The sequence below is a fragment of the Streptomyces sp. NPDC006435 genome (genome assembly GCF_040612315.1).
Classification (GTDB): domain Bacteria; phylum Actinomycetota; class Actinomycetes; order Streptomycetales; family Streptomycetaceae; genus Streptomyces.
In genome coordinates this window covers 40,021-58,761 of sequence record NZ_JBEXPY010000046.1, presented here as the reverse complement: position 1 = coordinate 58,761, position 18,741 = coordinate 40,021, and the positions used below count along the sequence as shown (strand labels likewise).

Annotated in this window: 18 protein-coding genes and 1 pseudogene; 13 read left to right on the top strand and 6 right to left on the bottom strand. The window is 70.7% G+C overall.

Annotation, left to right across the window (positions count from 1 at the left end):
• From ABZZ04_RS32225 to ABZZ04_RS32205, 5 genes and pseudogenes are all read right to left on the bottom strand, one after another.
• Positions 1 to 623, bottom strand: a pseudogene (locus ABZZ04_RS32225) (hypothetical protein); the annotation flags it as partial.
• Positions 620 to 1,042, bottom strand: a complete 423-nt coding sequence (locus tag ABZZ04_RS32220) for a DUF6507 family protein (protein WP_356935765.1) — start codon at positions 1,040 to 1,042, stop codon at positions 620 to 622. The gene ABZZ04_RS32220 and the pseudogene ABZZ04_RS32225, both read right to left, overlap by 4 nt.
• 253 nt (positions 1,043 to 1,295) lie before the next feature.
• Positions 1,296 to 1,655 carry a hypothetical protein gene (locus ABZZ04_RS32215; protein WP_356935764.1) on the bottom strand — a complete coding sequence of 120 codons (360 nt, stop codon included), beginning with the start codon at positions 1,653 to 1,655 and terminating at the stop codon, positions 1,296 to 1,298.
• A gap of 336 nt (positions 1,656 to 1,991) precedes the next feature.
• Entirely contained in the window at positions 1,992 to 2,186 is a 195-nt protein-coding gene (locus tag ABZZ04_RS32210) for a DUF397 domain-containing protein (RefSeq protein WP_356935770.1), read from the bottom strand.
• Between the two features lie 13 nt (positions 2,187 to 2,199).
• A complete protein-coding gene (locus ABZZ04_RS32205; protein ID WP_356935763.1) occupies positions 2,200 to 3,051 on the bottom strand; it encodes a helix-turn-helix transcriptional regulator in 852 nt (283 codons plus the stop codon).
• Between the two features lie 245 nt (positions 3,052 to 3,296).
• On the opposite strand from ABZZ04_RS32205, the gene ABZZ04_RS32200 reads away from it, so the two are divergent.
• Positions 3,297 to 3,764 (top strand): ATP-binding protein, encoded by a 468-nt coding sequence (locus tag ABZZ04_RS32200; RefSeq protein WP_356935762.1) that lies wholly within the window; start codon positions 3,297 to 3,299, stop codon positions 3,762 to 3,764.
• 91 nt (positions 3,765 to 3,855) lie between these two features.
• Positions 3,856 to 4,359, top strand: coding sequence for a hypothetical protein (locus ABZZ04_RS32195; RefSeq protein WP_356935761.1), 504 nt, complete (start codon positions 3,856 to 3,858; stop codon positions 4,357 to 4,359).
• 111 nt (positions 4,360 to 4,470) lie between these two features.
• On the opposite strand, the gene ABZZ04_RS32190 is transcribed toward ABZZ04_RS32195, so the two are convergent.
• Positions 4,471 to 6,324: a bifunctional metallophosphatase/5'-nucleotidase gene (locus ABZZ04_RS32190; RefSeq protein ID WP_356935760.1), complete on the bottom strand. Its 1,854-nt coding sequence runs from the start codon at positions 6,322 to 6,324 to the stop codon at positions 4,471 to 4,473.
• A 359-nt stretch (positions 6,325 to 6,683) separates the two neighbouring features.
• Here ABZZ04_RS32190 and mshD point away from each other — a divergent pair, with 359 nt between their 5' ends.
• The 11 genes from mshD (at position 6,684) to pstB (ending at position 18,708) form a co-directional block, all read left to right on the top strand.
• Positions 6,684 to 7,607 carry a mycothiol synthase gene (mshD, locus tag ABZZ04_RS32185; RefSeq protein ID WP_356935759.1) on the top strand — a complete coding sequence of 308 codons (924 nt, stop codon included), beginning with the start codon at positions 6,684 to 6,686 and terminating at the stop codon, positions 7,605 to 7,607.
• A gap of 152 nt (positions 7,608 to 7,759) precedes the next feature.
• Positions 7,760 to 8,167, top strand: a complete 408-nt coding sequence (locus ABZZ04_RS32180) for a GntR family transcriptional regulator (protein ID WP_356935758.1) — start codon at positions 7,760 to 7,762, stop codon at positions 8,165 to 8,167.
• A complete protein-coding gene (locus ABZZ04_RS32175) occupies positions 8,167 to 9,063 on the top strand; it encodes an ABC transporter ATP-binding protein (protein ID WP_356935757.1) in 897 nt (298 codons plus the stop codon). Before ABZZ04_RS32180 ends, ABZZ04_RS32175 begins: the two co-directional genes overlap by 1 nt.
• Positions 9,060 to 10,040 carry an ABC transporter permease gene (locus ABZZ04_RS32170; protein ID WP_356935756.1) on the top strand — a complete coding sequence of 327 codons (981 nt, stop codon included), beginning with the start codon at positions 9,060 to 9,062 and terminating at the stop codon, positions 10,038 to 10,040. The genes ABZZ04_RS32175 and ABZZ04_RS32170 overlap by 4 nt, the downstream gene beginning before the upstream one ends.
• 281 nt (positions 10,041 to 10,321) lie before the next feature.
• Entirely contained in the window at positions 10,322 to 12,577 is a 2,256-nt protein-coding gene (locus ABZZ04_RS32165; protein ID WP_356935755.1) for an RNA degradosome polyphosphate kinase, read from the top strand.
• Positions 12,564 to 13,556 carry a CHAD domain-containing protein gene (locus ABZZ04_RS32160; protein ID WP_356935754.1) on the top strand — a complete coding sequence of 331 codons (993 nt, stop codon included), beginning with the start codon at positions 12,564 to 12,566 and terminating at the stop codon, positions 13,554 to 13,556. The genes ABZZ04_RS32165 and ABZZ04_RS32160 overlap by 14 nt, the downstream gene beginning before the upstream one ends.
• Before the next feature lie 143 nt (positions 13,557 to 13,699).
• Positions 13,700 to 14,131, top strand: coding sequence for an NUDIX hydrolase (locus ABZZ04_RS32155; protein WP_356935769.1), 432 nt, complete (start codon positions 13,700 to 13,702; stop codon positions 14,129 to 14,131).
• A 390-nt stretch (positions 14,132 to 14,521) separates the two neighbouring features.
• Complete coding sequence (gene pstS, locus ABZZ04_RS32150; RefSeq protein WP_356935753.1) at positions 14,522 to 15,655, top strand: phosphate ABC transporter substrate-binding protein PstS; 1,134 nt, start codon at positions 14,522 to 14,524, stop codon at positions 15,653 to 15,655.
• A gap of 171 nt (positions 15,656 to 15,826) precedes the next feature.
• Positions 15,827 to 16,822 (top strand): phosphate ABC transporter permease subunit PstC, encoded by a 996-nt coding sequence (gene pstC / locus ABZZ04_RS32145; protein ID WP_356935752.1) that lies wholly within the window; start codon positions 15,827 to 15,829, stop codon positions 16,820 to 16,822.
• Positions 16,819 to 17,904: a phosphate ABC transporter permease PstA gene (gene pstA / locus ABZZ04_RS32140; protein ID WP_356935751.1), complete on the top strand. Its 1,086-nt coding sequence runs from the start codon at positions 16,819 to 16,821 to the stop codon at positions 17,902 to 17,904. Before pstC ends, pstA begins: the two co-directional genes overlap by 4 nt.
• Positions 17,905 to 17,931: 27 nt before the next feature.
• Positions 17,932 to 18,708 carry a phosphate ABC transporter ATP-binding protein PstB gene (gene pstB, locus ABZZ04_RS32135; protein ID WP_148837114.1) on the top strand — a complete coding sequence of 259 codons (777 nt, stop codon included), beginning with the start codon at positions 17,932 to 17,934 and terminating at the stop codon, positions 18,706 to 18,708.
• Positions 18,709 to 18,741: the final 33 nt, after the last annotated feature.

Genomic DNA, 18,741 nt, shown 5'->3' with positions numbered 1-18,741 from the left:
TGCTCCCACACCTGCCACCACGGCGTCGACTCCTCAACCGCCTCACCCCACGGCAGGGACTCCGCCTGCTTCAGGGACTCGGCGTCGTACCCGTAGGTACCGGGCTTGCCCGAGCCGTCACCCGTCTTCAACGGGGCACCGCCGACCAGGGCGACGATCTTGGCGTGACAGGCCCGCTCCACCTCCTGGAACGCCGCCCACACCTCCGCGATCTCACCCCGGCGCCGGTTGTTCTCCTCGACCAGGTCCCCGTCCTCGGACCACGTGTCGTCACCGTCCACCTTCACCCGGAAGGCCACCGCGTCCCGCTTCAGCTCCTTCAGCTTCTCCACCAACGGAAAAGCGTCGTCGGAGTAGGTGCCCAGCGCCCCGGCGATCACGCACAGGTCCGAACTCAGCGACTGGCCCTTCGCCGCGACCGGACCGGTCGTCGCGAACAACTGCTCCGCCTCCGGCGCCCTGTAGAAGGCACGCAGCCCGCCGAAACTGCGGTGCACATCCCCGGCCGCCTCCGAGATCTTCGCCCCGTGACCGGACAGGGCCGTCACCTTGGTGTCCAGCAGCGCCAGGTCGCCGGTGAAGACGGGTATGCCGACCGGATCGACCGGCCCCGGCCCGCTCACCGGTGCTCTCCGCGCTTGAGGAGGTCCAGCCGCACCGCCCTCGCCGCCCGCTGCGCGTGCTCGGCAGCCTCCAGATCACCCCGGCAGTACGCCCCCGTCGCCTCCACCGCCCCCAGCACCGACGCCTCAGTGCGCTCGGCCATCGACCGGAAGTCCTTGTCACGCTCCCGCAGATACTCGCCCAGCGCCGCGGCCACCGGACCCATCGCCGCACGCGACAACGGCGCACTCCCCGGCACCACCGGACCCTGCACAGGAGTCGACGCCTGCACACCCGGCACCGCCGTCCCCGCCGCCCGCGCCGCCTCCGACACCGTCTCCAGCATCGCCGTCAGAGCCTTCTGCAGATCACCGGCATGACCACCGACCACCCTCAACTGGCCCTGAACTCCCTGCGGCCTGATGTCCCACCCCACCACGACAAGCCCCCCTGCCTCTCGCCCCCGCGACCCCGGCCCCTCATGCGGCGAACAGCCGTTCGTGCAGCCATCTCTATCAACCATGACGTCGCTTGTGCAATCAGCAAATTAGCAATCGGCCAACTATGGCCGACATCAGGCACCCACAGGTCACGTCCTCGCACCATCACTCCACGGGCATCCGACCGACCCCATCAGACCTCACCGGACGTTCGCAGTCGCCATGCTTCCGGCCACCGATTCGCCACCGCGACTACTCCGGCGGCAGATCCTCGGCAACCGCAGGAAAATTGAAGCCCGGACGTACGGTCCACTCGATCCAGGCGTCGCCACAGCTCAGCGAGAAGCCGCAGGGCTCGCCGCGGTGGAGAGCGCCGATGGCGCCGACGCAGCCGCCGCCGTCGACCCAACTCAGCGCGCGGTGACGTTCGAGCGGGTGCAGGCCGGCAGTCAGCGCCCGCACGTTCAGCCGGATGAAGCGGATCGCCTCGGCGGGGTCGAGTGCCATGTGCCGGGACACCTCGGCGATCTCGTCCGCCTCCATCGTGCGGTAGGTGACCCGCTCACACCAGAACACGCGCGTCGCGGACGGTAAGGGTTGCTGGTCGAGCACGGGACCCCTCCTGGCGCCTCATCGGAACCGCCCCGCGCCCGCAGCCGGCGTGACGAGCCGCGAGCACAGGGCGGTCCTTCGGAACTCCGCCCAACTGGCGCAGAGATGAACGGAGTTGTGCATCCCGAACGCCGACCCACCGAGGCCCGGACCAACCGGAAGCACACCCCGAAGCTAGCGTTTTACGCGAGAGCGTTTCAAGCGTTTGACGTCTAACGGGTGAGACCAGTCCGCGCGACGCATGAAACTCAGCCACCCACCTCAAGGCCCCGCACACGCAACGGGCGGCCCCCATCTGCGCCGATGGGAACCGCCCGGTAGCGAGGACGCTAGAGATCAGGCCAGATCGTCGAACTCACCCTCCTTCGCGCCACCCAGGAAGGCTCGGAGCTTCACTCGGGTCGTACGGATGATCACGTCGGGGTTGTCGCTCTCGCGCATCAGGATCTCGCCACCGTGCTCGGCCAGCTCAAGGCAGGCGTTGCCCTCGGCATTCGATGACTTCGACGACTTTCGCCACTGGATTTCGATTGTTCTCACGCCTTCATACTTGTAGTGCGATGGTACGAATGAAGTCCCGCGTCTTCTCCGGATCGAGAGAACGCTCTTCGGTCCGATTCAGAGCGGCCCGCCAGTTCTCGAGACTTGTTTCGGCGTCCAGGAACTTCGATCCGGTCGAGGTGTCCGTCTGCACTGTGTCGAGCTGCGGCACAGGACCGTAGAGATATTGTGCCGAACTGCTGGCGTGCGGGAAACCGCCCGCCGCGAACGGGATCGCGCGGACAGCCACGTTGTCCCGCTCCGACTGGAGCAGCAGATAGTCGAGTTGGCTGCGCGCAATGGCGGAGCCGCCATAGGTCATCCGCAGCGCCGCCTCGTGGATCAGGAACACGCATCGGGGCTGATCCGCTCGATCGAGTACGTCCCGGCGCTTCAGCCGATGGGAAAGCAGCCGCCGTTGACGCGTCGGGCTGGGCGGTGGGACAGCTTCCGCGAACACGGCCCGCGCGTAGTCCTCGGTCTGGAGCAGCCCGGGAATGTGCATGATCTCAATCGCCCGGAGACCGACGGCGTGATGTTCCAGCTCGGCCAGATCGAGGGGATCGCTGGTGAATTCGCCCCGGTAATCCTCCCACCAGCCGTTTATGCGCTCCCGCGCCATCTCCGCGAGCGCGTCGATGTACGCCTCGTCGGAACAGCCATAGTGCTCGGCCCAGGTGCGAACCCGCTCCGTGCTGACGCCGAACCGCCCGGACTCGATGTTGCTCACCGTGGTGCGGTCCGTGCCGAGCATCGCACCCGCCTCCGTGAGCGAAAGCCCCATGCGCTCCCGCATCTTGCGCATCTCGGCACCCAGTCGGCGCTGGCGCGCCGTGGGCGCCTTCCTTGATGGCATCGACTTCTCCTCTCCCCGGGCCAGTGTGGACCGTTACCAACCGGGACGCACATCGTTCATGACATTACACAGATGCGTCCAACGCGTGAGACGTATCGGCTATGGTCGCCACACCTCGCGTCGCACGCCGGTGAACCCGAAGTGCAGCTGTGCTCAGGTGTGTTGAGCCATGCCCGTACACGGCCATCGCCACGGACGACGAGTGACGCACGCCCGTTCACACCGCACCGCGTTGGGAGAACGACATGCCCCACGGCCATGGCCACACCACTGCCTACTCCGCGCCCCCGGGCCCGCAGGGCGGCGAGATCTACCGGCTCGTCCTGCCGAACACGTCCGGCGCCGCGAAACTCTCGCGTGACTTCGTCACGTCGCTGCTGACCTTCAGCAGGCACTGCGCCCTGGTCGACGACGCACGCCTGTGCGTCACGGAAGTGGTGACCAACGCCCATCGCCACACGCGCACTTCGCTGATCCGGGTCCGTGTGACCGTCCGGCGCAAGCAGGTCACCGTCTCCGTCGCGGACGACGACCACTGGGCCCTGCCCGAGCCCCCGGCCTTCCGCGAGGTGCGTGGTGAACAGGAAGGCGGGCGGGGGCTGTTGCTCGTGGAACGGCTGGCGTTCGCCTGGGGGATGACCGTGCTGGGCGGCTGTCTGCCGTACCGGAAGGCGGTCTGGTTCACGCTCACCCGAGCCGGGGCGACGCCCTGAATCGTCATCGTCCGGAAATCCGGAAATACCGAAGGACCGACAGTCGCGGCTGTCGGTAGGGTGCATGCAGGCCACCGGAGAGGAATGGTCGATGGGTCTGTTCGACAAGCTGACCGGTACGAGGCGTCCCGCCGACGGCGTGGCGCCGCTGCCCGCCCACGAGGTCCGGGATGCGCTGCTCGCGCTCGGCGAGCAGGACGTGCCCTGGCTGGTGCGGGACGGTGCGGCGGAGGGCGCCGACCTGGTGGCGGAGTGGCGCATCCTGGAACCCGCCTGGCGGACCTTCTTCCTGCGTACGCAGGTGGAGGAGCTCCTCCAGATGCGCCTGCGGTTGGCCCCCGACCGGCGCGAGGTCCGCTCCGTGGACCGGATGTGGCAGGTCACCTGGGCGGGAGACAGCCCCAGCATCGCGCTCTCCGCCGAGGCGGCCCGCGGCCGGGTGAGCACGAGCAGCCGGAGCTGGACGATCGGGGGCGGGGAGGACGGTCCGATGGAGACCTTCCGCGCCGACAGCTCCGATCTGAAGGACCCGGTGCGCGACGCGGTGCTCGCGGCGGGGTGGACCTGGCGCGGGGTGGCCTTCGGGAAGCTCTGACGACGGCGGGGAGAACGAGGCCCCGGCAACCCCTCATACGCAGAAGAGCGGTGGGTCCGCCGACCCACCGCTCTTCCTCACCCGCGTACGGGAGTCACTGGGATCACCGCGTCACTGGATGACCGTGATCCGGTCCGCCGCCGGCGGGGCCAGCGGGGCGTCGGCCGTGGAGTGGGCCGCCAGGTAGGCGTTGAACATGTCCAGGTCGGAGGCGCCGACCAGCTTGTTCGTGCCCTCGCCGAGCGCCGCGAAGCCGTCGCCGCCGCCCGCCAGGAACTCGTTCATGGCGACGCGGTAGGTCTTGGCCGGGTCGATCGCCTCACCGTTCAGCTTGATGGTGTCGGTGACCACGCGGTCCGCGCCGGACTTCGTCATGTCCAGGGTGTACGTGAGGCCCTTGGAGATCTGGAGGATCTTCGGGCTGGCCTCGTTGGAACCGCTGACCTGCTGCTGGAGCGCGGTGACCAGCTGGGCGCCGGTCAGGTCGACGACGTTCATCATGTTGGTGAAGGGCTGCACGGTGAAGGACTCCCCGTACGTCACCACCCCGTCGCCCTCGGCACCGCTCGCCTTGTGGACCAGGTCCGCGCGGATGCCGCCCGGGTTCATGAACGCGACGACCGCCCCGCCCTTGTCCGCCGGGGCCAGGCCCTCCAGCTGGGCGTCGGCGATCAGGTCGCCGAGCGGCTTCTCCAGGGCTGTGGAGCCGCGGCCGTTGATGTCGGCACCGATGTAGCCCTGCGGCTTGTTCGCGATGGGCGCCGCGAGGGCGTTCCAGCGGGCGATCAGGGCCGTCATGTCGTTGGCCTTGGGCTGGTCCCGGCTGACGATGTGGTTCGCCGACTTCGGGTTCTTCGCACCGGCCGACTTCACCGACGTGCGGACGATGTCCTTGGTGCGGCGGTCGTAGGTGAGCGTCGTGTCGGTGTAGAGCTTGCCGAACGAGGACGCCGAGGTGACCATGCGCGGGTTGCCCGCCGGGTCCGGGATGGTGCAGACGTACGCCTGGTGGGTGTGGCCCGTGACCAGCGCGTCGACCTTGGGCGTGATGCCCTTGGCGATCTCCGTGATCGGACCGGAGATGCCGTCGCCGGGGCCGGAGCTGTCGCAGTCGTAGTTGTACGAGGTGGAGGCCGGGGCCCCGCCCTCGTGGATCAGCGCGACGATGGACTTGACGCCCTGCCGGTTCAGTTCCCTGGCGTACTTGTTGATCGTCTCGACCTCGTCGTGGAACTTCAGGCCCTTGACGCCGTTGGCCGTGACGATGTTCGGCGTGCCCTCCAGGGTCACCCCGATGAAGCCGATCTTGACGCCGTTCTTCTTCCACACCGTGTACGGCTTGAGGATCGGCTTGCCGGACTTCTCGTTCGTCACGTTGGCGGCGAGGTAGGGGAAGTCGGCGCCGCCGAACTCCTTGCCCTTCTCGTAGCAGCCCTCGTCCGGGTGGCAGCCGCCGTTCTGGAGGCGGGCCAGCTCGGTGGCGCCCTCGTCGAACTCGTGGTTGCCCACGGTCGTCACGTCGAGGTCGATCTTGTTGAGCGCCTCGATGGTCGGCTCGTCGTGGAAGAGACCGGACAGCAGCGGGCTGGCGCCCACCATGTCACCGCCGGCCGCGGTGATCGAGTACGGGTGGCCCTTGCGCGCGGTGCGCAGCGAGGACGCGAGGTACTCGACACCACCGGCCGGGATCGCCTTGGTCGTGCCGTCGGGCTGCGTCTCGGTGACCGTGCCCGCCGAGCCGGCCGGCGGCTCCAGGTTGCCGTGCAGGTCGTTGAAGGACAGCAGCTGTACGTCGACGGTACGGCCCTTGTGGTGCCCGTGGCCGTGGCCGTGGCCGTTCCCATGACCCTGGCGGTCCTGGGCTCCGGCGGGCATCGCGGCGACGAGCGCGCCGACCGTGGCGAGCCCGGCCGCGGCGGCGAGCACCCGCCGGGACGCGCGGTTCTTCTGCGGTGTCGCTGACATCGGTCCCCTTGTGAGTTCAGCGTGAGGTTTGACAGTGGTGACGAGTCTGGAGACTTCGTGCCGCAGCCTAGGGTCAACGCGCGTAGCGCGACAGATGTTCGGGGTTACGAACTGGTTGCCATGCGGTCGGTATCGGGATGAAGCGGAACACATCACCCGTACGGGGCAGGCGAGATGCGGGCGAACGCGCCGAAGACGCACTCCGCCCGCCCGTCTCCCCGTCCCCGTCCGCCCCTCGCTCCCGCATCCGCCCGTCCGCCCCTCGCCCCCCTCCCCCGTTCCCGCCGCCGCGCCCCGCCCGCCACCCGACCGCACCCGCGTCCCTCCCCGTGGCCACCCCGTCCCCGTAGGCTCGTGGCATGACGACTGACGCACCTCTCCCCGCTCCCGGACGTGAGATCCGGACGCTCGACGAGCTCTCCCCCGAGCAGGCCGCAGCCGTGTCGGACCTGCTCGCGGAGGCGGCCCGGTCCGACGGCAGGCAGGCCGTGTCCGAGCAGGGGCGGCTGCAGCTGCGGGGCGGGCGGCGGGAGGGCGTGCGGCACCTGCTGCTCCTCAGCGGAAGCACCCTGGTCGGGTACGCGCAACTGGAGGACACCGACCCCGTCGAGGCCCCGGCCGCCGAACTGGTCGTGCACCCGGCGTACCGCGGGCAGGGGCACGGGCGGGCACTGGGCGCGGCACTGCTCGCCACGACCGGGAAGCGGCTGCGGGTGTGGGCGCACGGCGGGAAGTCCGCGGCGCGGCACCTCGCCCAGGTCCTCGGCCTCTCGCTCTTCCGCGAACTGCGGCAGCTGCGACGCCCGTTGGTGCCGCCGGCCATCGCGGAACCGGTGCTGCCGCCCGGCGTCACCATCCGCACCTTCGTGCCCGGCGAGGACGACGCCGCCTGGCTCGCGGTGAACCGCGCCGCCTTCGCCCACCACCCCGAGCAGGGCTCGCTGACCCAGCGCGACCTGGACGACCGCAAGGCGGAACCCTGGTTCGACCCGAAGGGCTTCTTCCTGGCCGAGCGCGACGGCGAGCTGATCGGCTTCCACTGGACGAAGGTGCACGCCGAGGAGCAGCTCGGCGAGGTGTACGTGGTCGGCATCCGGCCCGACGCGCAGGGCGGCGGGCTCGGCAAGGCGCTCACCGCGACCGGGCTGCGCCACCTGGCCGCCGAGGGGCTGCCGACCGCGATGCTCTACGTGGACGCGGACAACAAGGCGGCCCTGGCCGTCTACGAACGGATGGGCTTCACCACCCACGAGGTCGACCTGATGTACCGCACGGAGTCCTGAGCACGTACCGCACGGAGTCCTGAGCCGGGTACGACACCCGGTCCCGGGCCGGGTACGGCACCCGGGTCGGACCGGCTTCCGGGGGCGGCGTTCCTTGACGCCGCCCCCTCCTTGCGCCACCCTTTCACTACTCAACTAGTGAAAGGGTGGAAATGGCAGAGTCCGCAGCGGTCGAGTACCGCATCGACCGGCGCAGCGGCGTCGCCACGTACCTCCAGATCGTCCAGCAGACCAAGCAGGCCCTCCGCCTCGGTCTGCTGGAGCCCGGTGACCGCCTGCCCACCGCACGCGAGGTCGTCGAGGCCACCGCCATCAACCCGAACACCGTGCTCAAGGCGTACCGGGAACTGGAGCGCGAGGGGCTCGTCGAGGCACGGCGCGGGCTGGGCACCTTCATCACCCGGAGCCTCGGCGGCGCGGCGGCCGCCGACGACGCGCCGCTGCGCGCCGAACTCGCCGACTGGACCCGCAGGGCCCGCGCGGCCGGGCTGGAGAAGGACGACGTGAGCGCGCTCTTCACCGCCGTACTGGACAGCACTTTCGAGGGGGATCGAGCCTGATGACAGGCGTTGCGATCGAGGCCGCCGGCCTCGGGATGAAGTACCGGGGCAGAGGCGGGGCCCCGGCCCTGCGCGACTGTTCCTTCCGGCTGCCCGCCGGGCGGGTGTGCGCCCTCGTCGGACCCAACGGGGCGGGCAAGTCCACCCTGCTCTCCCTCGCGGCCGGGCTCCTGCGCCCGTCGGAGGGTTCGCTGCGGATCCTGGGCACGTCCCCGGGGGAGGCTCGCGCGCGGGTGGCCCACGTGGCCCAGGACAGGCCGCTGTACCCGCGGCTGACGGTCGCCGAGACGCTCTGGGCGGGCGCCGAGCTGAACGCCGCCACCTGGGACCGGGACATCGCCGAACGCATCGCCGGCCCCCTCCCGGCCGGTACCAGGGTCCGCGCCCTGTCCGGCGGTCAGCGCACCCGGCTCGCCCTCGCGCTCGCCCTCGGCAAGCGGCCCGAACTGCTGCTGCTGGACGAGCCGATGGCCGATCTCGACCCGCTCGCCCGGCACCAGTTGATGGGCGTGCTGATGGCCGAGGCCGCCGAGCGCGCCACCACCATCGTGATGTCCTCGCACATCCTCACCGAGTTGGAGGGCGCCTGCGACTACCTCCTCCTCGTCGACGGCGGCCGCGTCCGTCTCGGCGGCGAGACGGACGACCTGCTCGCCGCGCACACCCTGCTCACCGGCCCCGTGCGGGACCTCGCCCCGCACACCGTGGTCGAGTCCCGCACCACGGGACGGCGGCAGACCGCGCTCGTCCGGCGGGAGGGCCCGGTGGACCCGGCCTCCGGCTGGGAGGTCGCCGAGCCGTCGCTGGAAGAACTGCTGCTGGCACACCTGCGGGCACCCGACGCACCCGCGCTGCTCACCCCGAGCGCGGCGGCCGGCCGGGCGGTGGCCGCATGAGCCTCACCGTTCCGCGCGTCCGTGCCGTGCCCGCCGAACTGCGGGCCCCCGTAAGGGTCCTGGTCCACCAGCACCGTCGCGCGCTGTGGGCGGCCTGCGCACTCCTGGTCCTGGGCATCGCCCTCGTGGTGGGGCTGCGGATCTGGGTCGCCACCTCGTACGAGCGCTGCGCCGACGGCGACACCACGCGCTGCGGCGACGGCACCTACCTGCCCACCTACGCTCGCACCACCGCCGAGACGTTTCTGGCGGACGGCGGGACCGCCGTCCTGGTGCTCGCCGGGCTCATCGGTGTCTTCGTAGCAGGTCCGCTGATCGCCCGCGAGCTGGAGAACGGCACCTTCCGGTTCGTCTGGGCCCAGTCGGTGTCGCCCGCCCAGTGGCTGGCCGCCCGGATCGCGCTGCCCGCGGCCCTGGCGGCCGCCGGGACGACCGTCCTGGTCCTCGTCTACCAATGGGGCCTGTCGGCCCTGCGGGGCGACACCCAGGACCTCGGCCGGTACGCGAGCGGGGTCTACCCCGCCCTCGGCCCGACCGCCGTCGCGTACGTCCTGCTGGCCGTGGCCGTCGGTGCGCTGTGCGCCGTCCTGGTCCGCCGCACGCTCCTGTCCATGGGCCTCACCGCGTTCATCCTGGCCATCGTCATGCTGGGGTTCGGCAAGCGCCGCCACGAACTCTGGCCGACGGTCCGCGCCCTCGGCCGGCACACCTGGGAAGGCAGCCCCTGGGTCGTCGAGACGGGCATGCTCACCCCGTCGGGCCGGGAGCTCTACTGGAAGGACTGCTTCGGGCTGGGGCTGAGCCCCGACGAGCACGCCAGTTGTCTGACCGACCGGGGCGGGGTCACGCTCTTCACCGACTACCATCCGGCCTCGCACTTCTGGCCGCTGCAACTCGTCGAGAGCGCCGTCCTGCTCGCCCTCGCCGCCGTCGCCGTCACCGTCGCCTTCCGCGTCCTGCGCCGCCGCCACGGCTGAGCGGACCGCACGGGGCCGTGCCCGGGCGCCTTCGGGCACCCGGGCACGGCCACACCGCTTCCTGCACGTCATGTCGCCGTTACCGGCCATTCAGAAGCGCTTGCAAACCTTTCAGGATGCAGCCAGCTGTGCCGACCCCCCGCAACGGGAGAGATCCCGGCGACGACCGCGCGAACCCGACGGGCCGTGCGAGCCGTACGGGCGCCGCGAACCGCGCGTTTCCCGCGATCTCCAAGCCCTCCGGCGCGCCCTTCGAGCCATCCGCGCGGAACAATGGGTCCATGAGCCAGCAGCCCAGCTCCGAGGTCCCGGTCCAGCCCGCCGTGCAGCCGTCGGTCGGCTCACTCGCCGCGCACCGGCCGCACGCCGTCGCCACCGCTTCCTCCAACGGGGCCGCGCTGTCCACCGCGGCCGACCTGGACCCCGACATCGACAACGACGCCGACGCGTACGAACCCGATGTGGACGGCGACGAGCTGCCCCAGGGCCGTTTCCTGGACCGGGAACGCAGTTGGCTCGCGTTCAACGAACGGGTGCTCGAACTGGCCGAGGACCCCGCGACCCCCCTCCTCGAACGGGCTAATTTCCTCGCGATCTTCGCCTCGAACCTGGACGAGTTCTTCATGGTCCGGGTCGCCGGGCTGAAGCGCCGCATCGCCACCGGTGTCGCCACCCGGTCCGCCTCCGGACTCCAGCCCCGCGAGGTCCTCGACCTGATCTGGACCCGCTCGCGCGAGCTCATGGCCCGGCACGCCGCCTGCTACCAGCAGGACATCGCCCCCGCCCTGTCCGACGAGGGCATCCAGCTGATCCGCTGGCCCGAGCTGACCGAGAAGGAGCAGGCCCGCCTGTTCACCTTCTTCCGGCAGCGCGTCTTCCCCGTGCTGACCCCCCTCGCCGTCGACCCGGCGCACCCCTTCCCGTACATCTCCGGGCTCTCGCTCAACCTCGCCGTCGTCGTGCGCAACCCGGTCAGCGGCCACCGCCACTTCGCCCGGGTCAAGGTGCCGCCGCTGCTGACCCGCTTCCTGGAGGCGTCGCCGCAGCGGTACGTGCCCATAGAGGACGTGATCGCCGCCCACCTCGAAGAGCTCTTCCCGGGCATGGAGGTCCTCGCCCACCACATGTTCCGGGTCACCAGGAACGAGGACCTGGAGGTCGAGGAGGACGACGCCGAGAACCTCCTCAAGGCCCTGGAGAAGGAGCTCATGCGGCGCCGCTTCGGCCCGCCGGTCCGCCTGGAGGTCGAGGAGTCCATCGACCCGTACGTGCTCGACCTGCTGGTCCGCGAGCTGAAGGTGTCCGACGCCGAGGTCTACCCGCTGCCCGGACCGCTCGACCTCACCGGACTGTTCGGCATAGCCTCCCTGGACCGGCCCGAGCTGAAGTACCCCAAGTTCGTCGCCGGCACCCACCGCGACCTCGCCGAGGTCGAATCCGCCTCCGCGCCCGACATCTTCGCCGCGCTGCGCGAACGCGACGTGCTCCTGCACCACCCCTACGACTCGTTCTCCACCTCCGTCCAGGCCTTCCTGGAACAGGCGGCGAGCGACCCCGACGTCCTCGCCATCAAGCAGACGCTGTACCGGACGTCGGGCGACTCACCGATAGTGGACGCCCTGATAGACGCCGCCGAGTCCGGCAAGCAGGTCCTCGTCCTCGTCGAGATCAAGGCCCGCTTCGACGAGCAGGCCAACATCAAGTGGGCCCGCAAGCTGGAGGAGGCCGGCTGCCACGTCGTCTACGGACTCGTCGGCCTCAAGACCCACTGCAAGCTCTCGCTCGTCGTCCGGCAGGAGGGCGACACGCTGCGCCGCTACTCCCACGTCGGCACCGGCAACTACCACCCCAAGACGGCCCGGCTGTACGAGGACCTCGGCCTGCTGACCGCGGACCCGCAGGTCGGCGCGGACCTCTCCGACCTCTTCAACCGGCTCTCCGGCTACTCCCGCCGCGAGACCTACCGCCGCCTCCTGGTCGCGCCGAAGTCCCTGCGCGACGGGCTGATCGCCCGGATCAACAAGGAGATCGCCCACCAGCGGGCCGGGCGGACCGCCTACGTCCGCATCAAGGTCAACTCGCTGGTCGACGAGGCGATCGTCGACGCCTGCTACCGGGCCGCGATGGCCGGGGTGCCGGTGGACATCTGGGTGCGCGGCATCTGCGCGATCCGCCCCGGCGTCACCGGCCTCTCCGAGAACATCCGGGTCCGCTCCGTCCTGGGCCGCTTCCTCGAACACTCCCGGGTCTTCGCCTTCGGCAACGGCGGAGAACCCGAAGTGTGGTTCGGCAGCGCCGACATGATGCACCGCAACCTCGACCGCCGGATCGAAGCACTGGTCCGGGTCACCGACCCCGCCCATCGCGCCGCGCTCAGCCGTCTCCTGGAGACCGGCATGGCCGACACCACCTCCTCCTGGCACCTGGGTCCCGACGGGAACTGGACCCGGCACTCCACGGACGCGGAGGGCCAACCGCTGCGGCACGTACAGGAAATGCTCATTGACGCCCGGAGGCGCCGGCGTGCGACGCCATGACCACCAGACGACGCAGGCGGACCTCACGGCGGGCGCGGTGCTCGCGCCCTACCTCCAGGAACAGGCCGCCGAATTCCTCCGCAGCCTGCGCCTGCACCGCGAGAGCAGCGCACCCACCGACGCCGGCGGCCTCGGCGCCGAACAGGCATCCGTGGCGCTGCGCCGCTCGGCCCGCCGGATCAGCGGCACGCTGCACACCTTCCGGGCGACGCTGGACACCGCCTGGGCCGAGCAGCTGCGCACCGAACTGGCCTGGCTCTCGGGCACCCTGGCCCGGGAACACGCCTACGCGACCCGGCTGAACCGGCTCCTCGAAGCACTGCACGCGCTGTCCGGCACCTCGCTGCCCGCCGCCCGCAAGGGCTCCGACACCGCCGGGGACAAGGAGCGCGCCGCCCTCGGCGTCGGCGCCGCCCGCGCCGGGGCGCTCCTCGAACGGCAGCTGACCCTCGCCCGTACCCGCGCCCACTCCGCGGCGCTCCAGGCGCTCGGCTCCGCCCGCTTCCACGCGGTGGCCGACGCCGTGGCCCTGCTCGCCTCGGAGGTGCCGCTCGCCTCCTCGGCCGGGGCCCCGGCCGAGGAGATGCTGCACGGCCCCGCCGACCGGGCCGAACAACAGCTGCTCGGCGCGGTGGCGGCGCTCCCCTCGGACAGGACGGCCGAACCGTACAACGAGGCGCAGGACGCCCCCTGGCACCGGGCCCGGCTGCTGCTGCGGCTGCACCGGTACGCCCACGAGGTGGTGCGGGGCGCCCCCGACCCGGTCCTGACCGCGGCGGGCCGCGCGCTGGATCTGCACCGGGACGCGGCGGAGGCCGCCGCGGCGGCGTCGTCGGCGGCCCGCACCCCCCGCATCGCCCCCGCGACCGCGTACGCCCTCGGGGTGCTCCATGCCGACCAGCGGCACGAGGTGGAGGCGGCCCGCGGCGTGTTCCGGGAGAGCTGGCCGTACGCCTCCGCGGCCGTGGCCGGGCCATGAGCGGGACGGCCGGCCACGGCACCGCGGGCCGTCCCGCCGCCCACGACCGGGACCGGGACCGTGGCCACGGCCCTGCTCCCGACCCGCCCGGTCGCGCCCCGGACCCGTCCGGTCGCACCCGTGGCACCCGCAAGCACGGGCCGGTGCTCGCCGCGGGATGCGTGCTGTGGCGGCGCGCCGAGCACTCCGGCGAGCTGGAGATCTGTCTGGTCCACCGGCCCCGCTACGACGACTGGTCGCACCCCAAGGGGAAGCTGAAGCGCGGCGAGCCGGCGCTGGCGGCCGCCCGGCGCGAGGTGCTGGAGGAGACCGGCCACCACTGCGTGCCCGGCGCCCCGCTGCCCACGGTCCGCTACCTCGTCGACGGCCGCCCCAAGGAGGTCTTCTACTGGGCCGCCGAGGCGACCGACGGCGCCTTCGTGCCCGGCAGCGAGGTGGACCGGGTGTGCTGGCTCTCCCCCGCGGCGGCCCGCACCCGGCTCACCCGGGACCGCGACCGGGACGTGCTCGACGCCCTGCTCACCGCCCTGCCCGACGGCCGCCCCGACCACCCCGGCCGCACGCCCGGCAGCTGAGGACGCGCCCGTACCCGTAGCACCCCGTCCCCCGTACCGGCCCGACGTCCCGCACCCCGTCCCCTCCCCGTACCTGCCCGGCCGTCCGGGCACGCCTCCGTGCCCTCCCGTACCCTCCCGTGCCCTCCGGCGCCCGAGGACACCCCCCGCGCCCCGTACACCGTCCGCGGCGCCCGGGGGCGTCCCCGCACGCCCTCGCGCCCCCGCCCGGCGGAACCACGTCGCCCCGCACGGTTCACCTTCCGTTCACTCTCCCCCGTAGGCCACTTCACCTGTCCTGCCTAACTTCGGCAGTGCACGGTGCGCGGCGCGAGGCCGGAGCACCCACCACATCGCACGCCGTCGTAAGAACGAAAAGACCTCGGCGGCTCCTGGAAGGAACACCCGAAAGTGAAGCTTCAGCGCAAGAACCGGCTTCGTGCCACCGCGCTCGGTGCCCTCGCCGTCTCCGGCGCCCTGGTCCTCACGGCGTGCGGTTCGGACGACAACAGCGGTTCCACCGGTGGCAACGGCGGCAAGACGAGCGCCGCGTCGAACATCAAGTGCGACGACGCCAAGGGCCAGCTCCTCGCCTCCGGCTCCAGTGCGCAGAAGAACGCCATGGACCTCTGGGTCAAGAACTACATGGCGGGCTGCTCCGGCGTCGAGGTCAACTACAAGTCCTCGTCCTCCGGCGAAGGCATCATCGCCTTCAACCAGGGCACCGTCGGCTTCGCCGGTTCCGACTCGGCGCTGAAGCCCGAGGAGGTCGCCGAGTCGAAGAAGATGTGCAAGGGCGGCCAGGGCATCAACCTCCCGATGGTCGGTGGCCCGATCGCCATCGGTTACCACCTGGAGGGCGTCGACAACCTGGTGCTGGACGCCCCCACGCTCGCCAAGATCTTCGACACCAAGATCAAGAAGTGGAACGACCCGGCGATCGCCAAGCTCAACAGCGGCGCCAAGCTCCCGGACAAGGACATCCAGGCCTTCCACCGCTCCGAGGACTCCGGCACCACGCAGAACCTCGGCAAGTACCTCGGTGCCGCCGCCCCGAACGACTGGAAGTACGAGGCCGAGAAGAAGTGGCCGGCCCCGCAGGGCCAGGCCGCGTCCGGCTCCTCCGGTGTCGCCGCCCAGGTGAAGCAGGTCGACGGCGCGATCGGCTACTTCGAGCTCAGCTACGCCACCTCGCAGTCGATCTCCACCGTCGACATCAACACCGGTGGTGCCGCCCCGGTCGAGGCCACCTCGGAGAACGCCTCCAAGGCCATCGCCGCCGCCAAGATCAAGGGCACCGGCAAGGACCTGGCCCTGGAGCTGGACTACACCACCAAGGCCGAGGGCGCCTACCCGATCGTCCTGGTGACCTACGAGGTCGTCTGCGACAAGGGCAACAAGCCCGAGACCCTCTCCACGGTCAAGTCCTTCCTGAACTACACCGCCGGTGACGAGGGCCAGAAGCTCCTCTCCGAGGCCGGCTACGCGCCGATCCCGGCCGAGATCAACGCCAAGGTCCGCGAGACCGTCGCGTCCCTCTCGTAAGCACTCCCCCGCAGAAAACCGAGTACGCCGCCGGGCACACGGCCCGGCGGCCCCCGGGGCAACACCCGGCGGACCGGTCCGGCGCACCCCTCCGGACCGGCCGCCACCACCCATCCGGTGCACCGCCGCCAGGGGAGCCGACGCCGCTCCCCCACACAGACCGGAAAGACCATGGCTTCCACCACACCGATAGACACGCCGCCGGCCTCGCCGGCGGCGCGCAAGCGCACCGGTCAGAAGACCGGACGCGCGGGCGACAAGGTCTTCCTGAGCCTCTCGACCGGCTCGGGCGTACTGCTGCTCGTGATCATGGCGTCGATCGCCGTGTTCCTCACCTACCGCGCCTCGATCGCCATCTCCGACAACGAGGGCAACTTCTTCACCACCCTCGACTGGAACCCGGCCGGCGACCCGCCGGTCTTCGGCATCGCGGTCCTCCTCTTCGGCACCGTCGTCAGCTCGATCATCGCGATGGTCATCGCCGTCCCGGTCGCCGTCGGCATCGCCCTGTTCATCTCGCACTACGCGCCGCGCAAGCTGGCCGCGCCCATCGCCTACGTCGTCGACCTGCTCGCCGCAGTGCCGAGCATCGTGTACGGCATCTGGGGCGCCCTCTTCCTCGTGCCGTACCTGGAGGGCCTGAACCTCTGGCTCGACCAGTTCTTCGGCTGGACGTACATCTTCGAGAAGACCGAGGTCGGCATCGCCCGCTCGCTCTTCACCGTCGGCATCCTGCTCGCGATCATGATCCTGCCGATCGTGACCAGCGTCAGCCGCGAGGTCTTCCTCCAGGTCCCGAGGATGAACGAGGAGGCCGCCCTCGCGCTGGGCGCGACCCGCTGGGAGGTCATCCGCCTCTCGGTGCTGCCCTTCGGCCGCTCGGGCGTGATCTCCGCCTCGATGCTGGGCCTGGGCCGGGCGCTCGGCGAGACGATGGCCGTCGCCACGGTCCTGTCGCCGAGCTTCATCATCTCCGCGCACGTGCTCAACCCGGGCGGCGGGACGTTCGCCCAGAACATCGCCGCGAAGTTCGACGAGGCCGACCAGTTCGGGCGCGACGCCCTGATCGCCTCGGGTCTCGTCCTCTTCGTCCTCACCCTGCTGGTCAACGGCGCGGCCCGGCTCATCATCGCCCGCCGCAAGGAGTACTCGGGGGCCAACGCATGAGCCAGGCAGTGAACACCGACATCCAGGAGCGGCCCGCCCCGGCGGCGCCCGCCCGCCCGAACGGTCTGAGCAGCCGGGCGCTCCCCCGCTGGGCCCCGCTCGGCTTCGCTGCCGTCGCGATCGCGCTGGGCGTGGGCATCGGCGCCGCGGCCGGCTGGCAGAGCCGCACCCAGTGGGGCCTGTTCTCCGCCCTGCTCTTCCTCGTCATCTCGTACGTCACGACCTCGGTCGTCGAGAACCGGCGCCAGGCGAAGGACCGGCTGGCCACCAGCATCGTCTGGGTGTGCTTCCTGCTCGCCGTCGCGCCGCTCGCCTCGCTGCTGTGGACGACGGTCAGCCGCGGCGCGGAGCGCCTGGACGGGTACTTCCTGAGCCACTCGATGGGCGGGGTGCTCGGCTCCGACGCGACCGGCGGTGTCTACCACGCGCTGATCGGGACGCTGGAGCAGGTCGGCATCGCCACCCTGATCTCCGCCCCCCTCGGCATGCTGACCGCCGTCTACCTGGTGGAGTACGGCAAGGGCGCCCTGGCCAAGGCCGTGACCTTCTTCGTCGACGTCATGACGGGCATCCCGTCCATCGTCGCGGGCCTCTTCATCCTCTCCATCATGCTGATGGCGAAGATCCAGCCGTCCGGTCTGATGGGTGCGCTGGCGCTCACGATCCTGATGATGCCGGTCGTGGTCCGCTCCACCGAGGAGATGCTCAAGCTCGTCCCGAACGAGCTGCGCGAGGCCTCGCTCGCCCTCGGCGTCCCGAAGTGGCGCACCATCCTGAAGGTGGTCCTCCCGACCGCGATCGGCGGCATCACCACCGGTGTGATGCTCGCGATCGCCCGCATCGCCGGTGAGACCGCGCCGATCATGCTGCTGGTCTTCGGCAGCCAGCTGATCAACCCCAACCCGTTCCAGGGTGCACAGTCCTCGCTCCCCTTCTACATCTGGGAGCAGTACAAGGTCGGTACCGACCAGTCGTACGACCGTGCCTGGGCCGCCGCGCTGGTCCTGATCGCCTTCGTCATGATCCTCAACCTGGTGGCCCGCGGCATCGCCCGCTGGAAGGCCCCGAAGACCGGCCGCTGACGCGGCACGAAAGAAGCAGTGATTCAGATGGCCAAGCGTATCGACGTCAGCGGCCTGTCCGCCTACTACGGCTCCCACCTCGCCATCGAGGACATCTCGATGACCGTGGAGCCCCGCTCCGTGACCGCCTTCATCGGCCCGTCCGGCTGCGGCAAGTCCACCTTCCTGCGCACCCTGAACCGCATGCACGAGGTCACCCCCGGTGGCCGCGTCGAGGGCAAGGTGCTGCTGGACGACGAGAACCTCTACGGGCCGAACGTGGACCCGGTCACCGTGCGCCGCACGGTCGGCATGGTCTTCCAGCGCCCCAACCCGTTCCCGACCATGTCGATCTTCGACAACGTCGCGGCCGGCCTGCGGCTGAACGGCTCGTACAAGAAGAGCGAGCTGTCGGACATCGTCGAGAAGTCCCTGCGCGGCGCCAACCTCTGGAACGAGGTCAAGGACCGGCTGAACAAGCCCGGCTCCGGCCTCTCCGGCGGTCAGCAGCAGCGTCTGTGCATCGCCCGCGCGATCGCCGTCGAGCCGGACGTGCTGCTGATGGACGAGCCGTGCTCCGCCCTGGACCCGATCTCCACCCTCGCCATCGAGGACCTGATCGGCGAGCTGAAGGAGCGCTTCACGATCGTCATCGTGACGCACAACATGCAGCAGGCGGCCCGCGTCTCGGACCGCACGGCGTTCTTCAACCTCGCTGCGGTCGGCAAGCCCGGCAAGCTCATCGAGATCGACGAGACGGAGCGGATCTTCTCCAACCCGTCCGTCCAGGCGACCGAGGACTACATCTCGGGACGCTTCGGATAGGCGGGCCACCCGGCGACGGAGCCGGCGTGGGCC

Coding starts and splice junctions, on each gene's coding strand:
- ABZZ04_RS32165 (WP_356935755.1), top strand. CDS start 10,322: ATGAGCCAGCAGCCCAGCTCCGAGGTCCCGGTCCAGCCCGCCGTGCAG.
- ABZZ04_RS32195 (WP_356935761.1), top strand. CDS start 3,856: ATGGGTCTGTTCGACAAGCTGACCGGTACGAGGCGTCCCGCCGACGGC.
- ABZZ04_RS32175 (WP_356935757.1), top strand. CDS start 8,167: ATGACAGGCGTTGCGATCGAGGCCGCCGGCCTCGGGATGAAGTACCGG.
- ABZZ04_RS32180 (WP_356935758.1), top strand. CDS start 7,760: ATGGCAGAGTCCGCAGCGGTCGAGTACCGCATCGACCGGCGCAGCGGC.
- mshD (WP_356935759.1), top strand. CDS start 6,684: ATGACGACTGACGCACCTCTCCCCGCTCCCGGACGTGAGATCCGGACG.
- pstB (WP_148837114.1), top strand. CDS start 17,932: ATGGCCAAGCGTATCGACGTCAGCGGCCTGTCCGCCTACTACGGCTCC.
- pstC (WP_356935752.1), top strand. CDS start 15,827: ATGGCTTCCACCACACCGATAGACACGCCGCCGGCCTCGCCGGCGGCG.
- ABZZ04_RS32190 (WP_356935760.1), bottom strand. CDS start 6,324: ATGTCAGCGACACCGCAGAAGAACCGCGCGTCCCGGCGGGTGCTCGCC.
- ABZZ04_RS32170 (WP_356935756.1), top strand. CDS start 9,060: ATGAGCCTCACCGTTCCGCGCGTCCGTGCCGTGCCCGCCGAACTGCGG.
- ABZZ04_RS32205 (WP_356935763.1), bottom strand. CDS start 3,051: ATGCCATCAAGGAAGGCGCCCACGGCGCGCCAGCGCCGACTGGGTGCC.
- pstA (WP_356935751.1), top strand. CDS start 16,819: ATGAGCCAGGCAGTGAACACCGACATCCAGGAGCGGCCCGCCCCGGCG.
- ABZZ04_RS32200 (WP_356935762.1), top strand. CDS start 3,297: ATGCCCCACGGCCATGGCCACACCACTGCCTACTCCGCGCCCCCGGGC.